Raw genomic sequence first — 18,768 nt, 5'->3', positions numbered from 1 at the left:
AGGTTGTCCCCGCGGCCGGGCCCATGCCACTATCACTGCAACCGGGTGCATATGCGTACGCGCAGGCAGGAGGACAACCAGATGTTGCGGACCAGGTTCACCGAGCAGTTCGGGATCGAGCATCCGATCGTGCAGGGCGGCATGATGTGGGTCGGCCGGGCCGAACTCGTCGCGGCCGTTGCCAACGCCGGTGGCCTCGGCTTCATCACGGCCCTCACCCAGCCCACGCCCGACGATCTGCGCCGCGAGATCGCGCGCACCCGTGAGCTCACCGACAAGCCGTTCGGCGTGAACCTGACCATCCTGCCCTCGATCAACCCGCCGCCGTACGAGGAGTACAGCCGCGTGATCATCGAATCCGGCGTCAAGATCGTCGAGACCGCCGGCGCGAATCCGGAACCGTTCCTGCCCGCCTACAAGGAGGCCGGGATCAAGGTGCTGCACAAGTGCACCAGCGTCCGGCACGCGCTCAAGGCGCAGAAGATCGGCGTCGACGGCGTCAGCATCGACGGTTTCGAATGCGCCGGGCACCCGGGCGAGGACGACGTGCCGGGCCTGATCCTGATCCCCGCCGCCGCGAAGGCCTTGGACATCCCGATCATCGCCTCGGGCGGTATCGCCGACGCGCGCGGCCTGGTGGCGGCGCTGGCGCTGGGCGCGGACGGTGTCAACATGGGCACCCGCTTCATGTGCACCCAGGAATCGGGCGTCCATCAGAAGGTCAAGGAGCAGATCGTCGCGCACACCGAGCGCAACACCCAGCTCATCTTCCGCACCATGCACAACACCGCCCGGGTCGCCGACAACGAGGTGAGCCGCAAGGTGGTCGAGATCGAAAAGGCCGGCGGCGCTTTCGAGGACGTGCGTGATCTCGTCGCGGGCGCGCGGGGCCGCCGGGTCTTCGAGGAGGGGGATCTGGACGCGGGCATCTGGTCCGCCGGACAGGTGCAGGGCCTGATCGATGACATTCCGACCTGCGCCGAGCTGATCTCGCGGATGGTCGCCGAGGCCGAATCGCTCATCAACGACCGCCTCGCCTCCTTCGTCGCCTGATTCGCGCGGAAATTCGGTCGACAGCACCGCAATACTCGAGGGGTGAGCAACCGCGACGAACCCCTGTTCTGTGACACCGCCTTGGCCGCGCGCATCGAGCGCGCCGAGATCGGGCTCATCACCAAGGCCGCCGAGGCCGCACTGCGGCGGCGGCCGGACGTCGCGGGTTTCGTCCGGCCGCTCGCCGGTGGCGCGGCCTGCTACGCCGAGGCCGGCTCACCGCTGAACAAGGTGGTGGGGCTCGGCTTCGGCGGCGTGCCGTCGGCCGCGGATCTGGACGATGTCGAACGGGCCTTCGCCGAGCGGGATACGCCGGTGCAAGTCGAATTGGCACATCTGGCCGATCCCGAGATCGCCGCACGACTCACCGGCCACGGGTACCGGCTCATCTCGTTCGAGAATGTGCTCGGCCTGGCGTTGCGCACGGGCCGCGACCGGATCACACCGCCCGGGGTCGAGGTCTCGATCAGCACCGAGGACGAATTCGGGTCCTGGCTCGACGTGGTGACCGAGGGCTTCGCCCATCCGGATACGGAAGGCCTGCCCTCCCACGAGGAATTCCCGCGGGAGATCCTCGCCAATGCCGTACGGGATATGACCGAGGCGGGCGGTGTGCGCCGCTACCTCGCACGGCGCGACGGCACCGTGGCCGGGGGCGCGAGTATGCGCCTGGCCGACGGTATAGCCCAGCTCAACGGCGCCGCGACCGCCCCCGCGCACCGTCGGCACGGGGTACAGAGCGCCTTGCTGTCGGCTCGGCTCGCGGACGCGGCCGACGCGGGTTGCGATCTCGCGGTCGTCGTCACCCAGCCGGGCTCCAAGTCGCAGCAGAATGTGCAGCGCAGCGGCTTCCACCTGCTGTACACCCGCGCCATCCTGGTCAAGTCACCGCAATCGTGATCCGAGCCGATCAGACGAGGTACATGACCGCGATCCCACCCGTCACCGCGCAGGTGGCCGCGATCCGCGCGGCGCCGAAGCTCTCCTTGAACAACACGGTTCCGATGAGTGCTCCGGCGATGATGCTCGATTCCCGCAGCGCCGCGACATCCGCCAGGGCGCCGCGGGTTTGGGCCCACAGGATCAATCCGTAGGCGAATACGCTCAGCACACCGCCGAGCAGGCCGATATGCCAGACCGGGCGGATCTCGTCCCACAACTTCCGTCCGCGCCACGCGAAGGCGGCCGCCGGAACGGCGATCTGCTCGAGGGTCATGAGCCAGGCGATATAGCCCAGCGTGCTGCCCGACAGCCGCACCCCGACACCGTCCACCGTGGTGTATCCGGCGATCATGATGCCGGTGGCGACCGCGGCGACGACGGCCGCGGGCCGGCTCGGATTGGTTCGGTGGCCCCAGAACACCAGGCATGCCAGGCCCGCCGAGATCAGCAGTACACCGGCGAGCTGTCCGGGCCGCGAGGTCTCGCCGAGCAGCACGGCGGCCAGGACGGTCACCACCAGCGGGGAGGTGCCGCGGGCCAGCGGATAGGTCTGGCTCAGATCGCCGAGCCGGTACGACATCATCAGCAGGCAGTTGTAGGTCACGTGCAGGGCCACCGACCCGAGGAGATACGGCCAGGAGCGCAGGTCCGGTATCGCGGCGAGGAACAGCAGGGGGACCGCGCACACCAGGCCGCCGAGATTCACGATCGTGAAAGAGGCGGTCTTGTCCGGAATCCAGTGCGCGATCGCATTCCAGCTCGCATGCAACAGCGCCGCGAGCAGGGTGGCCGCCAGGACGGCAGGGGAGATACCCATCGAAGGCTCCTCAGGACAGGCTGATAGGAGCCCTCAGGGCTTTTATCCCGTAAGGTGTCGACGCATCCGGCCGGCTGCCGGACTGCCGTGGCGTAGCTCGGTCCGGTCCGCGCAGATCTGATTGTGGTTGCCGGTCAGGCGATCTGCGCGCGGAACCCTATACGCAACCGCGTGCTGTCCTCGACAGTAATCGCGGACCGACCGGCCCCGCCAGTCGAATTCAGGCGCGGGCGGCGACGGCGGCGAAGTCGTGGCTGGCGATGACCTCGATACCCGCGGGCAGCGAGTGCAGGCGCTGGATGGTTTCGAAGGCCCGGTCGCGATCGGCGTCGAAGAGCTGGCCCGGCATCGGAGCCTTCTCGCGAATCAGCTCGATCTGCAGGGTGTTCCAGATCGCATCACCGGCCAGCAGCACCCGGGTGCCGTCGTCGACGGCGAGCAGGACACCGACGCTGCCCGGGGTATGCCCCGGGAGATCGACCAGCACGACCGCGCCGTCGCCGAACAGGTCGTGGCTGCGGGTGAAGGTGAGCACGGGCGGGCCGTCGAGCTCCACCCGTCCGATGGCGCGCTCGCGCAGCGGCGCTCGGACCACGCCGTAGGGTGCCTCCGCACCGGCCATCGCCCATTCGTATTCGATTCCGGGAACACGCATTTCGACCGAATCCGGCAATTCGAGCAGACCCGAGACGTGATCCCAGTGCAGGTGGGTGGCGAGGGTGAAGTCGATGTCGGCGCCGGACAGATCGCGCGCGGCCAGCGCATCCGCCAGGCCCAGCACCGGCTTGTCCGGCGAGACCAGCAATCGCAGCGGGAACGGCACTCCGGGCAGGACCCGATCGTGCACACCCGCGCACAACGCCGGGTCGACCAGGAAGCGCGCCCGCGGATGTTCGACGAGGAAGGCGCCCATGGCCATCGGCAGCTCGCGCAGGCTCCGCACGCCCTCGGCGACGATCACGGTGGGAGCGGACAGCCTGCCCTGCATCAGGGCGGTGAACCGAACGGTGTTGCGCGCCTGAGGAAGCGGGGCCATCGGAAGATTCGCCAGGAACGCCGGATCGGGCCGACGCGGGCGCAGCAGTCGCCGAGGTGTCGCGGCGACGGCGGAGCAACAGCGAGCGAGGGTGATCAGCGTGCCCGGGCGCCCCTCGGTCACATCTGTCCGTTTCGAGGTCACTGCGACACCGTAAGCGATGTGGTGGCGCACCGAAAGCTCTTCTCCGCGCGGCCACTTCTCGGCATAATCGCGGGGGTACCTGACGGTCGGCGGCTCCCGCCGGAGGCAGGGAGGGAGAAGCAGGGTGGGGCTGAGTCCGCAGATCGTCGCGGCCACGCGCATCCGGCGCGCGGCCGCCGTCGTCACGGCCGTCGCAGTCCCGTTCGACGATTCGACCGCACCGCTATGACAGAGGCCGGGCCCGCCCCGCAGCCGGTATCGATCGTCGGTATCGGGTATCGGGCGGCGGGCGCGGACCTCGACGGCTTCGACAACGACTGGTTCGCCCTCTCCGAACGGGATGCGGCGCTGCTGGACCCGCGCCAGCGGTTGGGTCTGACGGTGGCGGTCGAGGCCATCGACGATGCCGGGATCGGTTATCGGGTGCGCGGGGCGCAGGGTGCGGTGATATTCCGTGCGTGTGGTTGTGGTGCGGGCCCGGCGTCGACGGGGGTCGCGAAACGGCTGTCCACGGCTCTGGATCTGCGCGGTCCGAGCCTCATGCTCGACAGCGGGTCGTCGTCGCCGATGGTCGCGGTGGACCTGGCCGTGCGATTGCTCGCCGACGATGCCGTGGCATTCGCGATCGTCGGGGGGATACATCCGCCACTGTCGGTGCGGCTGCCCGAACCTCCGGAGCCGGGGGAACTATCCGCCTCGGACGCCTGCCGCGACGGTTGTCACGGGGGGTGCACGGCACTGGTGCTGCAGCGCACCGCGGACGCGCGTCGGGAGGGCAATCGGATCCATGCCGAGATCGGCCCCTCCGGGTCCGGCGGTGCTGCTGTCGTCCTGCGCGGAGTGGCTACACCGGCGCGGAGCCGTGGGGTCGAGCCGCCGCTGCTGATCCCACTCACCGGCCGTGATTCGGACGAGGTCCGAGAACGCGCCGGAAGCTGGGCGAACCTGCTGGTCGACAAGCATCCATCGCTGGGCGACTTCGCCGCTGCCGCAGGGCGATTGCTGCCCGAAGCCGCGCACGGTGCCGTGGTGGTACACAACCACGCCGACGCCGTCTCGCGGTTGCGTGCCCTCGCCCGGGCGCAGGAGACATCGATTCCCGGCGAGGGGGCAGGCAGGCGGGACCGTGTGCTCGGACCGTCCGTGGCGCAACCCCGGGGCGGAGTGCTGTTCCTGTTCTCCGGGCCGGGTGGGCAGCACGCTCGGATGGGACGGGCGCTGGCGGCGCGGTTTCCGGTCTTCGCCGACGCCGTGGCCGAGGCCGCGGAGGCGATCGTCGGTGCCGGTGGGCCGCGGGTGTGGACACCGCGGCACGGATTCGGGCAGGGGCTCGCCGTCGCCGAGGCGGTGCAGCCCGCGATCTTCGCCTTTCAGCTGGCGCTGTCGAAACTGTTGTTGTCGTGGGGGATTCGGGCCGATGGCGTCGGCGGCTACGGGCTCGGCGAGGTTGCGGCGGCGGTGGTCGGCGGGGCGGTGTCGACGGCCGACGGGGCGCGCATCGCGGTCGCCCGTGGCCGTGCGGTAGCCCGATGCGGCGAGCGCGCGGCCTCGGCGACGCTGGCGGCAACGGCGGAGGAGGCGGCGCGGCTGATCGAGCCGATGCGCGGCGAGGTCGAGATCGCGGCAATTCTCGGCCCGCGTGCGCTGGTGCTCTCCGGAACGCCCCGCTACGTCGAGGCCGTGGTGCGGCGGGCGCGGCGGCGCGAGATGGCGGCCCGGTTGGTGGCGGCCGAGTGGGCCGCGGACGGTCACCGGATTCGCCGGATGCCGTTGGATTCGGTGGCACAACTTCAGGGCTTGGCGCCCAAGATTGCCGAGGTGCCGTTCTTTTCGTCCAGTCGCAGGGGAGGACTGCTCACTACCGCACCCGATTCCGAATACTGGGCCGAGAATTTTTGCGGCACGGTCGATTTGGCATCCTGCTTGGCATCGGCGGCCGCGGAGGGGATGTCGACGGTCATCGAGGTGGGCCCGAATCCGGTGCTCACCCCCGCCGTCCGGCGGTATCGGGAGTTCCGTGCCTCGACCTACACCGTCGCCGAGCAGGAGAACGAGGCGGAAGCGTTCCTGCACGGCCTGGCCGAGCTGTACGTCGGAGGGCGATGGATCGACTGGTCCGCCCAGGGCAGCTTCGCCGGACCGATCGGTGAACGCCGTTGGCGTACAGGCAGTTCGCCCGCCGTCCACGGCCTGGCCGATATCCGGGCCCACCGCCGCATCGACGGCGATCCGACACCCGCCGAGATCGTCGGCTGGATGCGCACCGTCGACGCCCATCGCGCCACTCACCATCAGTTGCAGGCGATCGATCCCGAGGCCTTCTACGAGGCCCTGCGCCGCCGACATCTCGACTACGGTCCCCGGCCGCTGCGCCGCCTGGCCGTCGGGAAGCGCAGCGCCATCGGCCTGTTCGGCCACATCCCGCTCGACACCGCGGCCCTCGACGGCTGTCTGCAGGTGGTCGCCGCCGCGACCATGGACCTCCTCCCCGACACCGTGCCCTCGCTGCCGGTCTCGATAGCCTCGGTCTGGCTTTCCGACGCACCCGACCTCCTGCTGACCGAAGCGCACGCTTTCGTTCGCGACAAAGCACCCACCGGCCCGGTCTGCGACGTCATCGCCACCGATCAACACGGTGCTCCCGCCATCACCCTGCTCGGTGTCGAGTTCTCGCCCGCCGACGGGGCGGCGCATGCGCCGACAGTCAGCCGCAATACGCGCGACTCCAACGGCTCCAGCACGTCGGGCGCGAACACGGGACCCGTTTCGTTGCTCGCGGAGGAGAACGACTCGCGGGTCGACCATGAATTCGAGCCCTGCGCGACAACGGGTTACGAATGGCTGGTGGCACCGGCCTATGACGCCACCGTGGCCACGGCGGTCGAGTGGGCCGCCTCGATTCTGCGCACCGAAAGCTGGGTTCCGGTCGCCGTGCCGGACGCCGCACCGAGCTCGGTGGCTCGGCGGGCGGTGCTGATCGGTGCCTCGCCGTTCGCGGTTGCGCTGGCCGCGGCGCTGGGCAAGCGGCTGCCGACCGCGCGGGTTGCGCGCGATTGCGCATCCCTGACCGCCGCGCTGTCCCGACGGCGCGAACCGGCCGCCGTGGTCGTGGTGTGGCCCGGGGCGGTTGCTGCCGGGTCGGTCGTGGCCGAGGTCGCCGCGGCGCTGGTGCTGCTGCACCACCTGTGTGACAGTGCCGCCGTCTCGGCCGTCACCGTGGTGCTGGACGATCGCGCATCGGTGCTTCAGCACGCTGTCGCCGGGCTGGTCCGGGCCCTGCGGCAGGAATCGGTGCGGCCGATCCGGCTGGTCTGGCTCGCCGGTGCGACCCCGCGGGATGCCGCCGAGCTGGCGGTGCATTCCGCCGCGCCGGAGGAGGTGCTGCTCGACGGTTCGGCCGTCCACGCGCGCCGATTCCTGCCCGCGCACCCGACCGGCAGATCGATCGAGATCGTTCCCGACGGCACCTATGTGGTGACCGGTGGCCTCGGCACGCTCGGAGCCGTGGCCGTCCGCTGGCTGCTTCGTGCGGGCGCACGCGATGTGGTGGTGCTGACCCGCAGACCTCGTCCGCTGCCACCGCTTCTGGACGGGTCGGAGGATCGAATCGTGGTGGTCCGCTGTGATGTCGCCGATCGGGTGGACCTGTCCAATGCGCTCGACGACATTCGCGGCTGCGGTTCGACCATCCGCGGGTTGGTACACGCGGCCGGAGTCCCCGCGGACACAGAAATCCGTTGCACGACAGCGGCTGCAACGTTCACGCCGAAAGTGACCGCCGCCGAGGCACTGCTCGAACTCACCGCCGCCGACCCGATCGATTTCGCGCTGCTGTTCTCCTGCGCCACCGGCACCCTCGGCCTGCCCGGCGGAGCGGCCGGGGCCGCCGCCGATGCCGCCCTCGACGCCGTCGCCCGTGCCCGCACCCATACCGATCGGCGGATCGTCAGCATCGGCTGGGGCAGTTGGGAATCCGGGCCCGTCGCCGCGAGCAGCAACGCCTCCCTGTCGCGCAGAGCCGGGATCGTCCCGTTCGATACCGCCCGCGGCACGGCGGTCTTGTCGGCCGCCCTCGGCTATCGAGAACCGGCCTTACTCGCGCTCGACTACACGCCGATCGCCGACGAGTCCGTGCTGTCGAATCGGCTGCGCAGCCTGCTTCCGGTCTCGGGCGAGATGCCGCTCACCCGGACCAGTACCGCTCACCTCTGCGAGGAGTCGCCGTGAACAGCACCGTCGATGAGCTCGCCGCTGCCGTTGCCCGGTGGGCAAGCGACCGTCCCGACACACCGGCCTGTATCGCATTGACCCATACCGGCCGCGACCGTTCTCCCACCGCGCTCACCTACCGCGAATTGCACAGCGCCGCCGGAGCGCTCGCTGAGAGAATCCGCAGCCTGACAGCACCCGACGATCGTGTCGCCATCCTGTGCCGGCACGGGACCGACTATGTGGTGGCTTTCCTCGCCTGCCTGTACAGCAACCGGGTGGCTGTACCGCTGTACCCGATGTCGCAGCGCAACGCCGGTCGTCTGGCCTCGGCGCTGCGCGATGCCGCACCCACCCTGCTCTTGACATCGGCGGGGGCCGAAAGACCGTCTATAGAAGGGGATCTCGCGTTCGATCGAACACTCACGGTTTCGATTCACGACCGGCCCGACGAGGTCGTCATCGATCCGGTGGCCGACCATCCGGCCTACCTGCAGTACAGCGGTGGGGCCGAGGGCACGATGGTCACCCACGCCAATCTCGCCGCGGCCCTCGAGCAGTTGCGCACCCGCCTACCCGTCGTCGGCCGCAAGCCGGTGGTGGGCTGGCTGCCGTACCATCACGACCTGGGCCTGGTGGTCACGCTCGCGCTTCCGCTGTACTCCGGCGTCGCGGCGATCACCCTGCCACCGACGGAATTCATCGAACGCCCGATCCGCTGGCTCCGCGCCTGCGGCGACTACCGCGCGGGCACCACCGCCAGCCCCAATTCCGGTCTGACCCTCGCGGTGTCGGCGACCACCGCCGACGAGCGCGCCGACCTGGACCTCTCCGAACTCGAGCTACTACTGGGCGGCGCCGAACCGAGTCGTGCCGAGGCACTGTCCGCCTTCACGAGAAGCTTTGCGCCCTATGGTTTTCGGCACCGCGCCCACACCCCGTGCTACGGGCCGCTCACAGCCACGCGTGCGGTCACCTGCACCGAACCGGACGACGAACCGGTCTCCGAGGAGTTCGATCGCCTCGAATTGGCCGCCGGTCGGGCCGTTCCGGCTCCCGACGGTGTTGCCCTGACCGGGTACGGCACCTCGCTGGGGCAGTCGGTGCGGGTGGTCGACCCGATTCGGCACTGCGCACTCGGCGCGGGCCGGGTCGGCGAGATCTGGGTGGCGGGACCCACGGTGTGCGCGGGCCATTTCCGGCGCCCCCGCAGCGCCGCCTTTCGTGCCGCCCTCCCCCGCTCGGCCGAAGCATGGCTACGCACAGGGGATCTGGGGTTCTTCCACAACGGGCAGCTCTATGTGGCGGGCCGGCTGAAGGACATGATCGTCATCGGCGACCACAGCCACTACCCAGCGGATATCGAGGCCACCGCCGCCGATTCGTCGCCGGACGTGCGCGGCGATCGCATCGCCGCCTTCGGCATCGACGACGGTGAGCACGAATCGCTCGTCGTAGTCGCCGAAATCGACGATCAGCTGGCCGATCCCGCCGACGTGGTCCGCCGCATCCACGCCGCGGTCGCGGCCGCGCACGACATCACACCCACCGACGTGGTCCTGGTGCCGCGCGGCCAGCTGCCCAAGACCACCGACGCGCCCCGCCGGCGCAGCGAATGCCGCACCCGCTACCGCAACGGCGCGCTGGCTCGGGTCGGCGACCCCGCCGCATCCCCGTAATACCTGCCGAGCGTGTCCTCCGTCCGCCCCTGCGCGCCGGACGGATGATTTCCCGATGACACCCCTCCGATCCCGGCCGAACGAGCGATGACATTCTCGACGCTGGCGCTGGTACTGGCTCTAGGTCTGGCGGGCCCGCTGCTGGCGTGGCGTGCATCCTGGCATGTTCCGGTGATCGTAGGGGAGCTGATTGCGGGAATTCTGTTCGGCACCAAGGGGTTCGGGGTGTTGAAACCCGAGGATCCGTTGCGCAAGCGCGCACACGAGCGGTCCGAGCAGCGCGGGTTCGCACTCGAACTGCGCGTCAGCCTCGCCCTGCTGTTCGGGTTGGTGGCGCTGGCGACCCGCACCCGCCGTCGGCACCCAGCTGCACGTGCTGGTGCCCGGGGAGTCATCGGCCATGGTGCTCGGTGCGCTGGTCACCATTGCCGCGGCCGCCCTCGGCTCCGCTCTCGCGGCGCGACGGGGCAGAGGGGCCGCCGGGTCAGAGGGAAGGTCGGCCCAGTAGCCGATCCGTCTCCCGCCGTTCGCGTTTGGTGGGCCGTCCGGAACCGCGGTCGCGCCGGGGCATGGACGCGAGGATCTCCGGCGGGGGTGGGGGCGGGCTCTTGTCGATCAGGCACTGGGCGGCGATGGCCGCGCCGACGCGCTTGGCGACGACCCGCTCCACCACGACGATGCGTTCCCGCCCGCCGACGCGGACCCGAACCTCGTCACCCGGCTTGATCTGATGCGCGGGTTTGACCGCGACACCATTGACCCGCACATGCCCACCGCGGCACGCGGTCGCGGCCGCGGATCGGGTCTTGAACAGACGCACAGCCCAGACCCAGGAGTCGACCCGGGCTGTACCTGATTCCGTCACAAACAGAAGGTTACCGAGCGCGGCAACCGATATTCCTCGCCGGTCAGGCGACGCGACGAGCGGTGACGACCGCGTCAGGAGAAGAGCCGCTGGTCCCCTCCACCCGCGGCGCTTCTCACATCAACTCGAGCCCGGGCCGGCGCTTCATTGCACATGGCCCCGCGACCAGCGATGCGTCGCCCATCATCATCGCCAGCCGTGGCGTGCAGCCAGCGCAAATGGCCGCCATTGGACAAAACAGCATGTCAGAAGCTGTCTCCGGATATCCGTTCCGGAGGAAGAGGCACCGGCCGCTGTCGCACCTGCGTTCCCGCTACGGTGGTTTCGACGCGTGGCATTCAGCTTGTTTCGTAGGACGGGAAGTCATGGAGCGGACACCTCCCCAGGGCGGTGGCAGATCGATTTCGGCGCGAAGGGTGTTCGCTGACAAGCTGGGCGAACTGTTCCAGGCGGCTGGGGAGCCAACCCTGGAGCACGTGGTGCGGACAACCGCGCAGCGAACACAGATCGCGCGAGGGCGGGGCAAGGAGACCCTGACAACGCAGCGGATCAGTGATTGGCGCGCCGGCCGCAACCTGCCCCGCACGTTCGAGTCGGTAGCGCCGCTGCTGACAACGCTGTTCACTTTGGCCAAGGCCCGGCAGGGTCGACTTCCCAGGGATCTGGTTGATCAACGGGCATGGAAGCAGCTGTGGACCTCGGCGGTCGCCGAGCCCGCGGCGGGGACGCGCCGCCCGCCACCGGTGGCGGCCCGGACATTGCCCCGCGACGTGGACACACTGATGGGCCGCGAGGAACAGTTGCGGCGCATCGTGCAAGAGACGGAATCCGGGCGGGTGGTGTCGATCCATGCGATCGACGGGATGCCGGGGGTCGGCAAGACCGCACTGGCGATCCGCGCCGCCCATGAGCTGGTATCGCGGTTTCCCGATGGGCAGTACTTCGTCGAACTGCATGCCCATACACCGGGGCAACCGGTCGCGGACCCGTCGGAGGTGTTGGCCGGGCTGCTGACCGGTCTGGGTATCGACCCCCGCAGCCTGCCCGACACGCTGGAGGGGCGCCGGAACCTGTGGCGGGATCGACTGGCGGGCAAGCGGATCCTGCTGGTACTCGACGACGCCCACGGCCCCGCTCAGATCGAACCGCTGCTGCCTACCGGCAGCGGGAGTGCGACGATCGTGACCAGTCGCCGCCGCCTCGTGGCCCTCGACGGAGCCATGCCACTGGCTCTCGATGTGCTGGACCCCGACTCCGCCGTGAGCTTGTTCGCCACCCTCGCACATCGCAGTATCACCGGCGATACCGAGCAGGCCGCCGCGGAGCGGGCGGCGGCCGAGCGCATTGTCGAACTGTGCGGCTATCTGCCTTTGGCGATCGTGCTGCTGGCCGGACGGCTGGCCCATCGCAACGCCTGGAGCATCACCGATCTGGCCGAGATGTTCACCGACACGGCCGACCGGTTGGCCGAACTCGAGACCACGGATCGGGCAGTGCAGGCCGCGTTCGAGTTGTCCTTCCGGGATCTCCCGGTCGAGCAGCAGGTTGTGTTCCGGTTATTGGGTTTGCACCCCGGCACCGAATTCGACCTGTGGGCGGTCGCGGCGCTGGCCGACATCCCGCTCGAGATCGCGCGGCGGCACTTGGAGGCCCTCTACACCGACCACCTCGTCGAGGAAACCAGACCCGGCCGCTACCGACTGCACGACCTGCTTCGTGAATTCGCCCGCACCCTCGCCGCGTCCGCCCCGACTGCCGACAACGCTGCGGCAGTGGTTCGCCTGCTGGACTACTACCAGCACACCGCCGCGAATGCGGACCAATGGCTGGCCCGCTACACCCGGCCCGCCGACGACCGCACCACATCCCCCGCTGGGCCGGGTGGTGGTGTCGCGGTGCGGGAGTTCGGCGACCAGATGCGGGCGTCGGCATGGCTGCGCGCCGAGCGGGCCAACTTGCTGGGCTGCCTGGAATACACCGCCGATCACGATCCCGCACGAATGATCGGGTTGACCGATGTGATCACCGGACTGCTGAACCGAGACGGGCCATGGCCGCTGGCCAAGCGACTGCACCACCGCGCCGCCGAGACCGCCGGCCGCCTCGGTCACCGCCTCGGACAAGCCAACGCCCTCAACAACCTCGGCCACCTGTGCCAGCTCACGGCAGACTACGAACGGGCCGCCGACCTGTACGAGCGGGCCCTGACCCGCTACCGCGACCTCGGCGACCGCCGGGGAGAAGCCAACGCCCTCAACAACCTCGGCGTCGTGTGCTATCTCACCGGGGACTACGGCCGAGCCGCCGCCCTGAGCAATCAGGCTCTGACCCGCTACCGCGACCTCGGCGACCGCCGCGGAGAAGCCAACGCCCTCAACAACCTCGGCCTCGAACGCCGGGCTACCGGAGATTACGGGCGGGCCGGGGATCTGTTCCAGCAGGCCCTGGCTCACTACCGCAACCTCGGCGACCGCCGCGGGGAAGCCAACAGCCTCGACAGCCTCGGGTTCGCGCGCTGGGCAACCGGGGATTACGGGGAGGCCGGGGATCTGTTCCAGCAGGCCCTGGCTCACTACCGCGACCTCGGCGACCGCCGCGGGGAAGCCGTGGCCCTCGACGACCTCGGCATCACGCGCCTGGCTACCGGGGATTACGGGGAGGCCGGGGATCTGTTCCAGCAGGCCCTGGCTCGCTTCCGCGACCTCGGCGACCGTCTCGGTGAGGCCGACGCCCTCGCCTACCTCGGTCAAGTGCGGCGGGAAACCGGGTACTACGAGCAGGCCGCCGACCTGTTCCAGCAGGCTTTGGCTCTGCACCGGGATATCGGCAACCGCCACAATCAAGCCGACGCCCTCGGTAACCTCGGCACTCTGCACGAGAGAACCGGGGACCACAAGCAGGCCGCCGACTTGCACCGGCAGGCCCTGACCATCTATCGGGATATCGGCAGTCGCCACGGCGAAGCCGAGGAACTCAACGGCATCGGGCGAGTATTGCTGGCCACCGGCGAACCGGGCAAGGCGTTGACAGCGTTCACCGACGCTCTCGGGCTTGCCCGCGAGGTTGGCAGTCACCTCGAACAGGCCCGAGCCCTCGAAGGTACTGCCCGCTCCCGAGCCGTTCTCGGCGATATCGCCGCCGCCGTGACCGATCTGGATGCCGCCGTCGAGATCTACCGGCGCCTCCGCGCACCGGAGGCCGAGCCCGCCGCCGCGTACCTCGCCGAATTAGCGGGCGCGTAGGGCCGAGTGACGGGCCGGACGCACTGTAGGACAACGGTTTCGGATGGTCGACTTCCGCCGGGTTCAGACGCACGAGCGCCCGAGTAGCCGATCCGTTTCGCGCCGTTCACGTTTGGTGGGTCATTCCGAGCCGTGATCGCGCCGGGGCATCGACGCGAGAATTTCTTCGGCGGGAGGTGGCAGGCTCGTATCGATCAGGCACTGCGCCGCGATGGCGGCGCCTACTCGGGATTCAGCTGATGAGCGGGTTGGACCGCGACACCGTTGGCCCGCACATGACCACCGCGACAGGCCGTAGCGGCCGCAGAGCGGGTTGGGACAGCCGGACAGCCCAGGTCCAGGAGCCGACCCGGGCTGAGACTGTTTGTGACGCTTCCAGATTCGCTCCTCGTGCCCGGCCGAGCGCGGCGACCGGGCACGAGGCGAACTCAGGCGACTCGGCGTGCGGTGACGATCGAGTCGGGGTTCAGGTGCGCGTAGTCGACGGGCTCACCGGACTGCGACGCCTGCAGGATCTTGCCGTCGCCGGCGTACAGGGCCGCGTGGCCGCCGCCTTCCGAGATGATGATGTCACCGGGCTGCAGGTCATGCAGGGCGACCGGCTTGCCGACGTGGGACTGCTCGAAGCTGGTGCGCGGCAAGTCGATTCCGGCCTGCTTGTAGGCCCACTTGACCAGGCCGGAGCAGTCGAAGTTGGACGGGCCGGTCGCGCCCCAGACATACTGCGCGCCGACCTTGCTCTTCGCCGCGTCGAGCGCGACGAAACCGGGGCCGTTCTGCTGATGGTCGAAGACACCGGGCATCACCGGGGCGAAACCCGGGACACCGGGCGCGGGCTGGCCGGGCGCGATGGCCTGCGGGGCCAGCTGCTGCTGCACCTGCTTGATCTGATCGGCGTGGTCGGCGAGTGCCTGGTTGACCTGGCCGACCTGCTGGTCGAACTCCGGGCCCACCGGAACATCGAAATTACCGACGCCGGGAACGTTGATGGTTGCGGCCATTGCCGGAACTGCCGGAATTGCACCGGTTGTGGCGGCCACTGCGCCGAAAACCAGAGCACCCTTCACGGAATTCGGTAGCCGAGAATCCCGTTGCAAGCTGTGTTTACCCACCGAGCTGAGTCTCCTGTTTCTTCCTGCCCACACCGCCGACCGGGTTAGCTGACGGGTTCGGACCGGGAAGATCGGTCCTACCCCATCGACCTTGCGGCCGAAGGGGATTCACCCCAACTCACTTGGGTCCCCGGCTCGATGATCGAACTGCCCACTCGACCACCGATTAGGCGGGTGACTTTACGGGCCGCCTCTCCGATGAAGCGACAGACTCCGTGAAGTCACGAGAAGATTACGGCTACACCGCTCGCTTGTCCACCGGTGGGACAACGGTGTTTAGGCCGGGCTAACAGATCCCCGGCGCTGCCTGCGATTTCGCGACGTCAGGCGGTGGGTAACGACCCGATGTCGTCGCGTCATCGGTGTTATCGAACCGAGAGGCAGCGGCGTTACGGGGGTGGACACGGATCGGTCGGCGAACGTCAGTTCTCCGAAGGGCCGCGCTCATCCAGGGCGCGCTCGAGCTCCTCGATCCGGCGACGGGCATCGGCGAGCCCGACCTCGAGCTGCCCCAGCGCCATCACCAACGGGCCGACCGCCAGATCGGCCACCAATTGCGGATCGTCGTAGCCGCGTTCGATCGCCACCAGAATGTTCTTGCGAATGCGCGCGGCCACCGGGGCTTCGGCCGGTACGTTCCAGGATTCGACCACCTCGGCCACGGTGGGAATGGACTCCTCGGACATGACCCTCCCTGCGCTGGGAACCCGGTTCGCGAACAGTCACCAGCCTAGATAGTCGGCGCGGGCCGATGGTGCAATCGGGCGAGCGCAATCCTGCCAACGGATCTCGCGCCGGTATGCCAGCCAATTGCTGATTCTAGGACATACCGTAGACATCGCCAGATTCTCCTCGGCAGGCGCTACGGTGTACGGGCATGGACCCCGTGCGGAACCCGTACGCCCCCGGCGCCGGCCAGCGACCGCCCGAACTGGCAGGGCGCGCCAAACAGCTCGACGCCTTCGACATCGTGCTCGAACGCGTCTCGCGCGGCCGTCCGGAGCGCAGCGTGATGCTCACCGGGCTGCGCGGGGTCGGAAAGACGGTGCTGCTCAATCAGCTTCGGTCGGCCGCCCGGTCCCGCGGTTGGGGCACGGGCAAATTGGAGGCGCGACCCGACCAGGAGTTGCGTCGGCCGCTCGCCTCGGCCCTGCACATGGCCGTGCGGCAGATCGCTGTCGCGCACCGCAATCCGGAGATGGTCGACGACTTCCTGGGCATTCTCAAGGCATTCGCGCTGCGCGCCACCGCCGACAAGGGTATGCGCGAGCGCTGGCAGCCCGGTATCGACGTACCGGCGGTCACCGGCCGCGCCGACTCCGGCGATATCGAGATCGATCTGGTGGAGCTGCTGATGGAGGCGGCGCAGCTGGCCCGCGATATCGGCGTCGGCATCGCCGTATTCATCGACGAGATGCAGGATCTGGGCCCGGCCGACGTCTCGGCCATCTGCGGGGCCTGCCACGAACTGAGCCAGGAGGCCGCGCCGCTGATCGTGGTGGGCGCCGGGCTGCCGCATCTGCCCGCGGTGCTGTCGGCCTCGAAGAGCTACTCCGAGAGGCTGTTCGGCTATCACAAGATCGACCGGCTCGATCGCGAATCGGCCGACCTCGCGCTGATCGCACCCGCCGAGCGCGAACAGGTGAAGTTCACCGAGGGCGCCCTGGATGCGCTGTACCGCAAGGCCGACGGCTACCCGTATTTCGTGCAGGCCTACGGCAAGGCCACCTGGGATGTGGCGGCCCAGAGCCCGATCGGCGCGGAGGACGTCGAACTGGCCGCACCGGCCGCCGAGGAGGAACTGGCGGTCGGCTTCTTCGGATCCCGCTACGAGCGCGCCACTCCGGCCGAGCGAGAGTACATGCGCGCCATGGCCGATCTGTCCGGCGACGACGGCCCGGTGGCGACCGCGGCGGTGGCCAAGGAGCTGGGGCGCAAACCCGCCTCGCTGTCCCCGGCCCGCGACGGCCTGATCAAGAAGGGCCTGATCTACTCGGCCGAGCGGGGCACGATCGGATTCACCGTGCCGCACTTCGGCCGCTATCTGCGCAGCGTCAGCTGAGGTCAGGGCACGGGGATGCAGCGCCCGGCGAATTGGTTGTCGGACAGCCGGAACACCGGCCACCGCAGCGCCTTCATCCGGGTTTCCGGACCGTAGATTCCGTCGACCAGGGCCCCGCTCTCGGCCTGCAGGCGGCGGACCGACCCCCTGGTGACGTCGTCGTACAGCTGGTTCGGGGTGAGGGGAATCTGGTGGCACAGAGTCAGCGCAGCCTGCACGGCCGCCACGGAATCGCCGCGGTCGCCGGAGTTGATTATGCAGTGCGGATCGTCGCGATCGCCTGCGCCGCTGGGCAGTTCGGTGTATTCGCCGGGGCCGATCGGGATTCGGATGCTGGAGTGGCAGTGTTTGGACACCGGCGGTGGGCTCGGCTGGGCCGCCGGTAGGGAAGACTGTGGCCGGTCGGAGTTCATCACGTACACCCCGACGGCACCCGCCACCGCGGCGAGAAGGAGCGCACCGCCGAGGGCGGCGTACCGGATTCCGTGTGCCCGAACCGCGGCAGGAACGAGCCGACGCGGCGCCCGCACGCCGGTCTCGCCGGTGGACGCCGCCTCCACCGCGCGTGCGAATTCGGCACAGCTGGGGAACCGGTCGTCCGGATCGGTCGCCATGGCGCGGCCGATCACCTCGTCGAACGCCGGAGGAACCCGCGGAGGCACCCGGGTATGCGCACCATTCGAACTCGGCTGCGTCGTCTCGCCATTCGAACTCGGCCGCGTCGTCTCGCCATTCGAACGCGGTGTCCACGGGTCCGGATTCGCGCCGATGAGCAGGGCCAGCAGGGTGGCCCCGAGCGAATAGACATCGGCCCGGTGATCGACCGACTGCCCGGTGAGCACCTCCGGTGCGGCGTAGGCGGGCGTGCAGTCGCGCCAGCCCGACGCGGTCACGGTGGTGGTGCCCTCCACCGGACGAGCCAGCCCGAAGTCGACGACCAGCACCCGCTCTCCGCTGTCACCCTCGGCCACCAGCAGATTCGACGGTTTCACATCCCGATGCAGCAGATTCTGGTCATGGGCGTGCTGCAGTCCGAGGGCGGCCGCGCAGACGATATGGGCCGCCCGGCCCGGCGGCAGGCCGCCCGGCTCGCGCCGGATCAGCTCCGCGGCGTCGACGCCTGGCACGTACTGCATGGCTATCCACAGGCAGTCGCCCTCGGCGCCCCGGTTGTACACCGACACCACATTCGGGTGGTCGAGACGGCACACCACCTCCGCCTCGCGCCGGAACAGGGCGCGATAGCGCGGATTCGCGCCGAGCCGCTCGTCGAGCACCTTCAGTGCCACCTGCCGCGGCAGCTCGGGATCCTCGGCGAGATACACCGCGCCCATCCCGCCCTTGCCGAGCAGACGAACGATCGAATACCCCGCGAACACGTGCCCTGGCCGCAACAACATCTCCGGTCTCCCGAACCGAACGAGGTCCCGGCCGACAGCGTGCCGGTACCCACTCGTCATTCCCGGGCCTTTCCGCAACCCTACCGCCAGCACCCCACAGACGGGTCGGTCGTGTCAAGCCGGGGCCGCAACTCGGGGCCGCTGTCCCACAAGATCATTCGAGATCGGTGCGAATCTGTCGCCCCACAGATCTACCGGCGAGTAACA

At 69.3% G+C, this 18,768-nt stretch carries 12 protein-coding genes, 1 pseudogene and 1 riboswitch; of the genes and pseudogenes, 6 read left to right on the top strand and 7 right to left on the bottom strand.

All coding sequences use genetic code 11. The features are described 5' to 3' along the window. The first annotated feature begins 81 nt into the window (after nt 1-81). Both IU452_RS10150 and IU452_RS10145 read left to right on the top strand, forming a co-directional pair. Nucleotides 82-1,053 carry an NAD(P)H-dependent flavin oxidoreductase gene (locus IU452_RS10150; protein ID WP_195108694.1) on the top strand — a complete coding sequence of 324 codons (972 nt, stop codon included), beginning with the start codon at nt 82-84 and terminating at the stop codon, nt 1,051-1,053. Between the two features lie 63 nt (nt 1,054-1,116). Beyond that, complete coding sequence (locus IU452_RS10145; protein WP_195108995.1) at nt 1,117-1,953, top strand: GNAT family N-acetyltransferase; 837 nt, start codon at nt 1,117-1,119, stop codon at nt 1,951-1,953. 10 nt (nt 1,954-1,963) lie between these two features. Here IU452_RS10145 and IU452_RS10140 read toward each other — a convergent pair whose 3' ends face one another. Beyond that, the gene (locus IU452_RS10140) at nt 1,964-2,812 is read right to left on the bottom strand and encodes a DMT family transporter (RefSeq protein WP_228817102.1); all 849 of its coding nucleotides are present in this window, start codon (nt 2,810-2,812) and stop codon (nt 1,964-1,966) included. A gap of 220 nt (nt 2,813-3,032) precedes the next feature. Next, nucleotides 3,033-3,992, bottom strand: coding sequence for an MBL fold metallo-hydrolase (locus IU452_RS10135; protein ID WP_324192532.1), 960 nt, complete (start codon nt 3,990-3,992; stop codon nt 3,033-3,035). A gap of 225 nt (nt 3,993-4,217) precedes the next feature. Between IU452_RS10135 and IU452_RS10130 the strand changes: the two genes are divergently transcribed. Next, the gene (locus tag IU452_RS10130) at nt 4,218-8,219 is read left to right on the top strand and encodes an SDR family NAD(P)-dependent oxidoreductase (RefSeq protein WP_195108693.1); all 4,002 of its coding nucleotides are present in this window, start codon (nt 4,218-4,220) and stop codon (nt 8,217-8,219) included. Then, nucleotides 8,216-9,880 (top strand): AMP-binding protein, encoded by a 1,665-nt coding sequence (locus IU452_RS10125; protein ID WP_195108692.1) that lies wholly within the window; start codon nt 8,216-8,218, stop codon nt 9,878-9,880. The genes IU452_RS10130 and IU452_RS10125 overlap by 4 nt, the downstream gene beginning before the upstream one ends. Nucleotides 9,881-10,364: 484 nt before the next feature. Here IU452_RS10125 and IU452_RS10120 read toward each other — a convergent pair whose 3' ends face one another. Beyond that, nucleotides 10,365-10,745 carry an RNA-binding S4 domain-containing protein gene (locus tag IU452_RS10120; protein ID WP_195108691.1) on the bottom strand — a complete coding sequence of 127 codons (381 nt, stop codon included), beginning with the start codon at nt 10,743-10,745 and terminating at the stop codon, nt 10,365-10,367. Between the two features lie 416 nt (nt 10,746-11,161). Here IU452_RS10120 and IU452_RS10115 point away from each other — a divergent pair, with 416 nt between their 5' ends. Then, nucleotides 11,162-13,987 (top strand): ATP-binding protein, encoded by a 2,826-nt coding sequence (locus tag IU452_RS10115; RefSeq protein ID WP_195108690.1) that lies wholly within the window; start codon nt 11,162-11,164, stop codon nt 13,985-13,987. A gap of 120 nt (nt 13,988-14,107) precedes the next feature. On the opposite strand, the pseudogene IU452_RS38065 reads toward IU452_RS10115, so the two are convergent. From IU452_RS38065 to IU452_RS10105, 3 genes and pseudogenes are all read right to left on the bottom strand, one after another. Next, nucleotides 14,108-14,366: pseudogene (locus IU452_RS38065) on the bottom strand (hypothetical protein). Nucleotides 14,367-14,415: 49 nt separating this feature from the next. After that, nucleotides 14,416-14,988, bottom strand: coding sequence for a C40 family peptidase (locus IU452_RS10110; RefSeq protein WP_195108689.1), 573 nt, complete (start codon nt 14,986-14,988; stop codon nt 14,416-14,418). A gap of 129 nt (nt 14,989-15,117) precedes the next feature. Further along, a riboswitch (cyclic di-AMP (ydaO/yuaA leader) is annotated at nt 15,118-15,282 on the bottom strand. A 239-nt stretch (nt 15,283-15,521) separates the two neighbouring features. Further along, nucleotides 15,522-15,785 carry a hypothetical protein gene (locus IU452_RS10105; RefSeq protein WP_195108688.1) on the bottom strand — a complete coding sequence of 88 codons (264 nt, stop codon included), beginning with the start codon at nt 15,783-15,785 and terminating at the stop codon, nt 15,522-15,524. A gap of 191 nt (nt 15,786-15,976) precedes the next feature. Here IU452_RS10105 and IU452_RS10100 point away from each other — a divergent pair, with 191 nt between their 5' ends. Continuing rightward, entirely contained in the window at nt 15,977-17,161 is a 1,185-nt protein-coding gene (locus IU452_RS10100) for an AAA family ATPase (protein ID WP_195108687.1), read from the top strand. A gap of 2 nt (nt 17,162-17,163) precedes the next feature. Here the strand turns inward: IU452_RS10100 and IU452_RS10095 are convergent, their stop codons facing one another. Next, nucleotides 17,164-18,561: a serine/threonine-protein kinase gene (locus IU452_RS10095; protein ID WP_195108686.1), complete on the bottom strand. Its 1,398-nt coding sequence runs from the start codon at nt 18,559-18,561 to the stop codon at nt 17,164-17,166. Between the last annotated feature and the right edge of the window lie 207 nt (nt 18,562-18,768).

The sequence above is a fragment of the Nocardia transvalensis genome, assembly GCF_015477765.1.
Classification (GTDB): domain Bacteria; phylum Actinomycetota; class Actinomycetes; order Mycobacteriales; family Mycobacteriaceae; genus Nocardia; species Nocardia transvalensis_A.
This window is presented reverse-complemented; position numbering and strand designations above follow the sequence as displayed.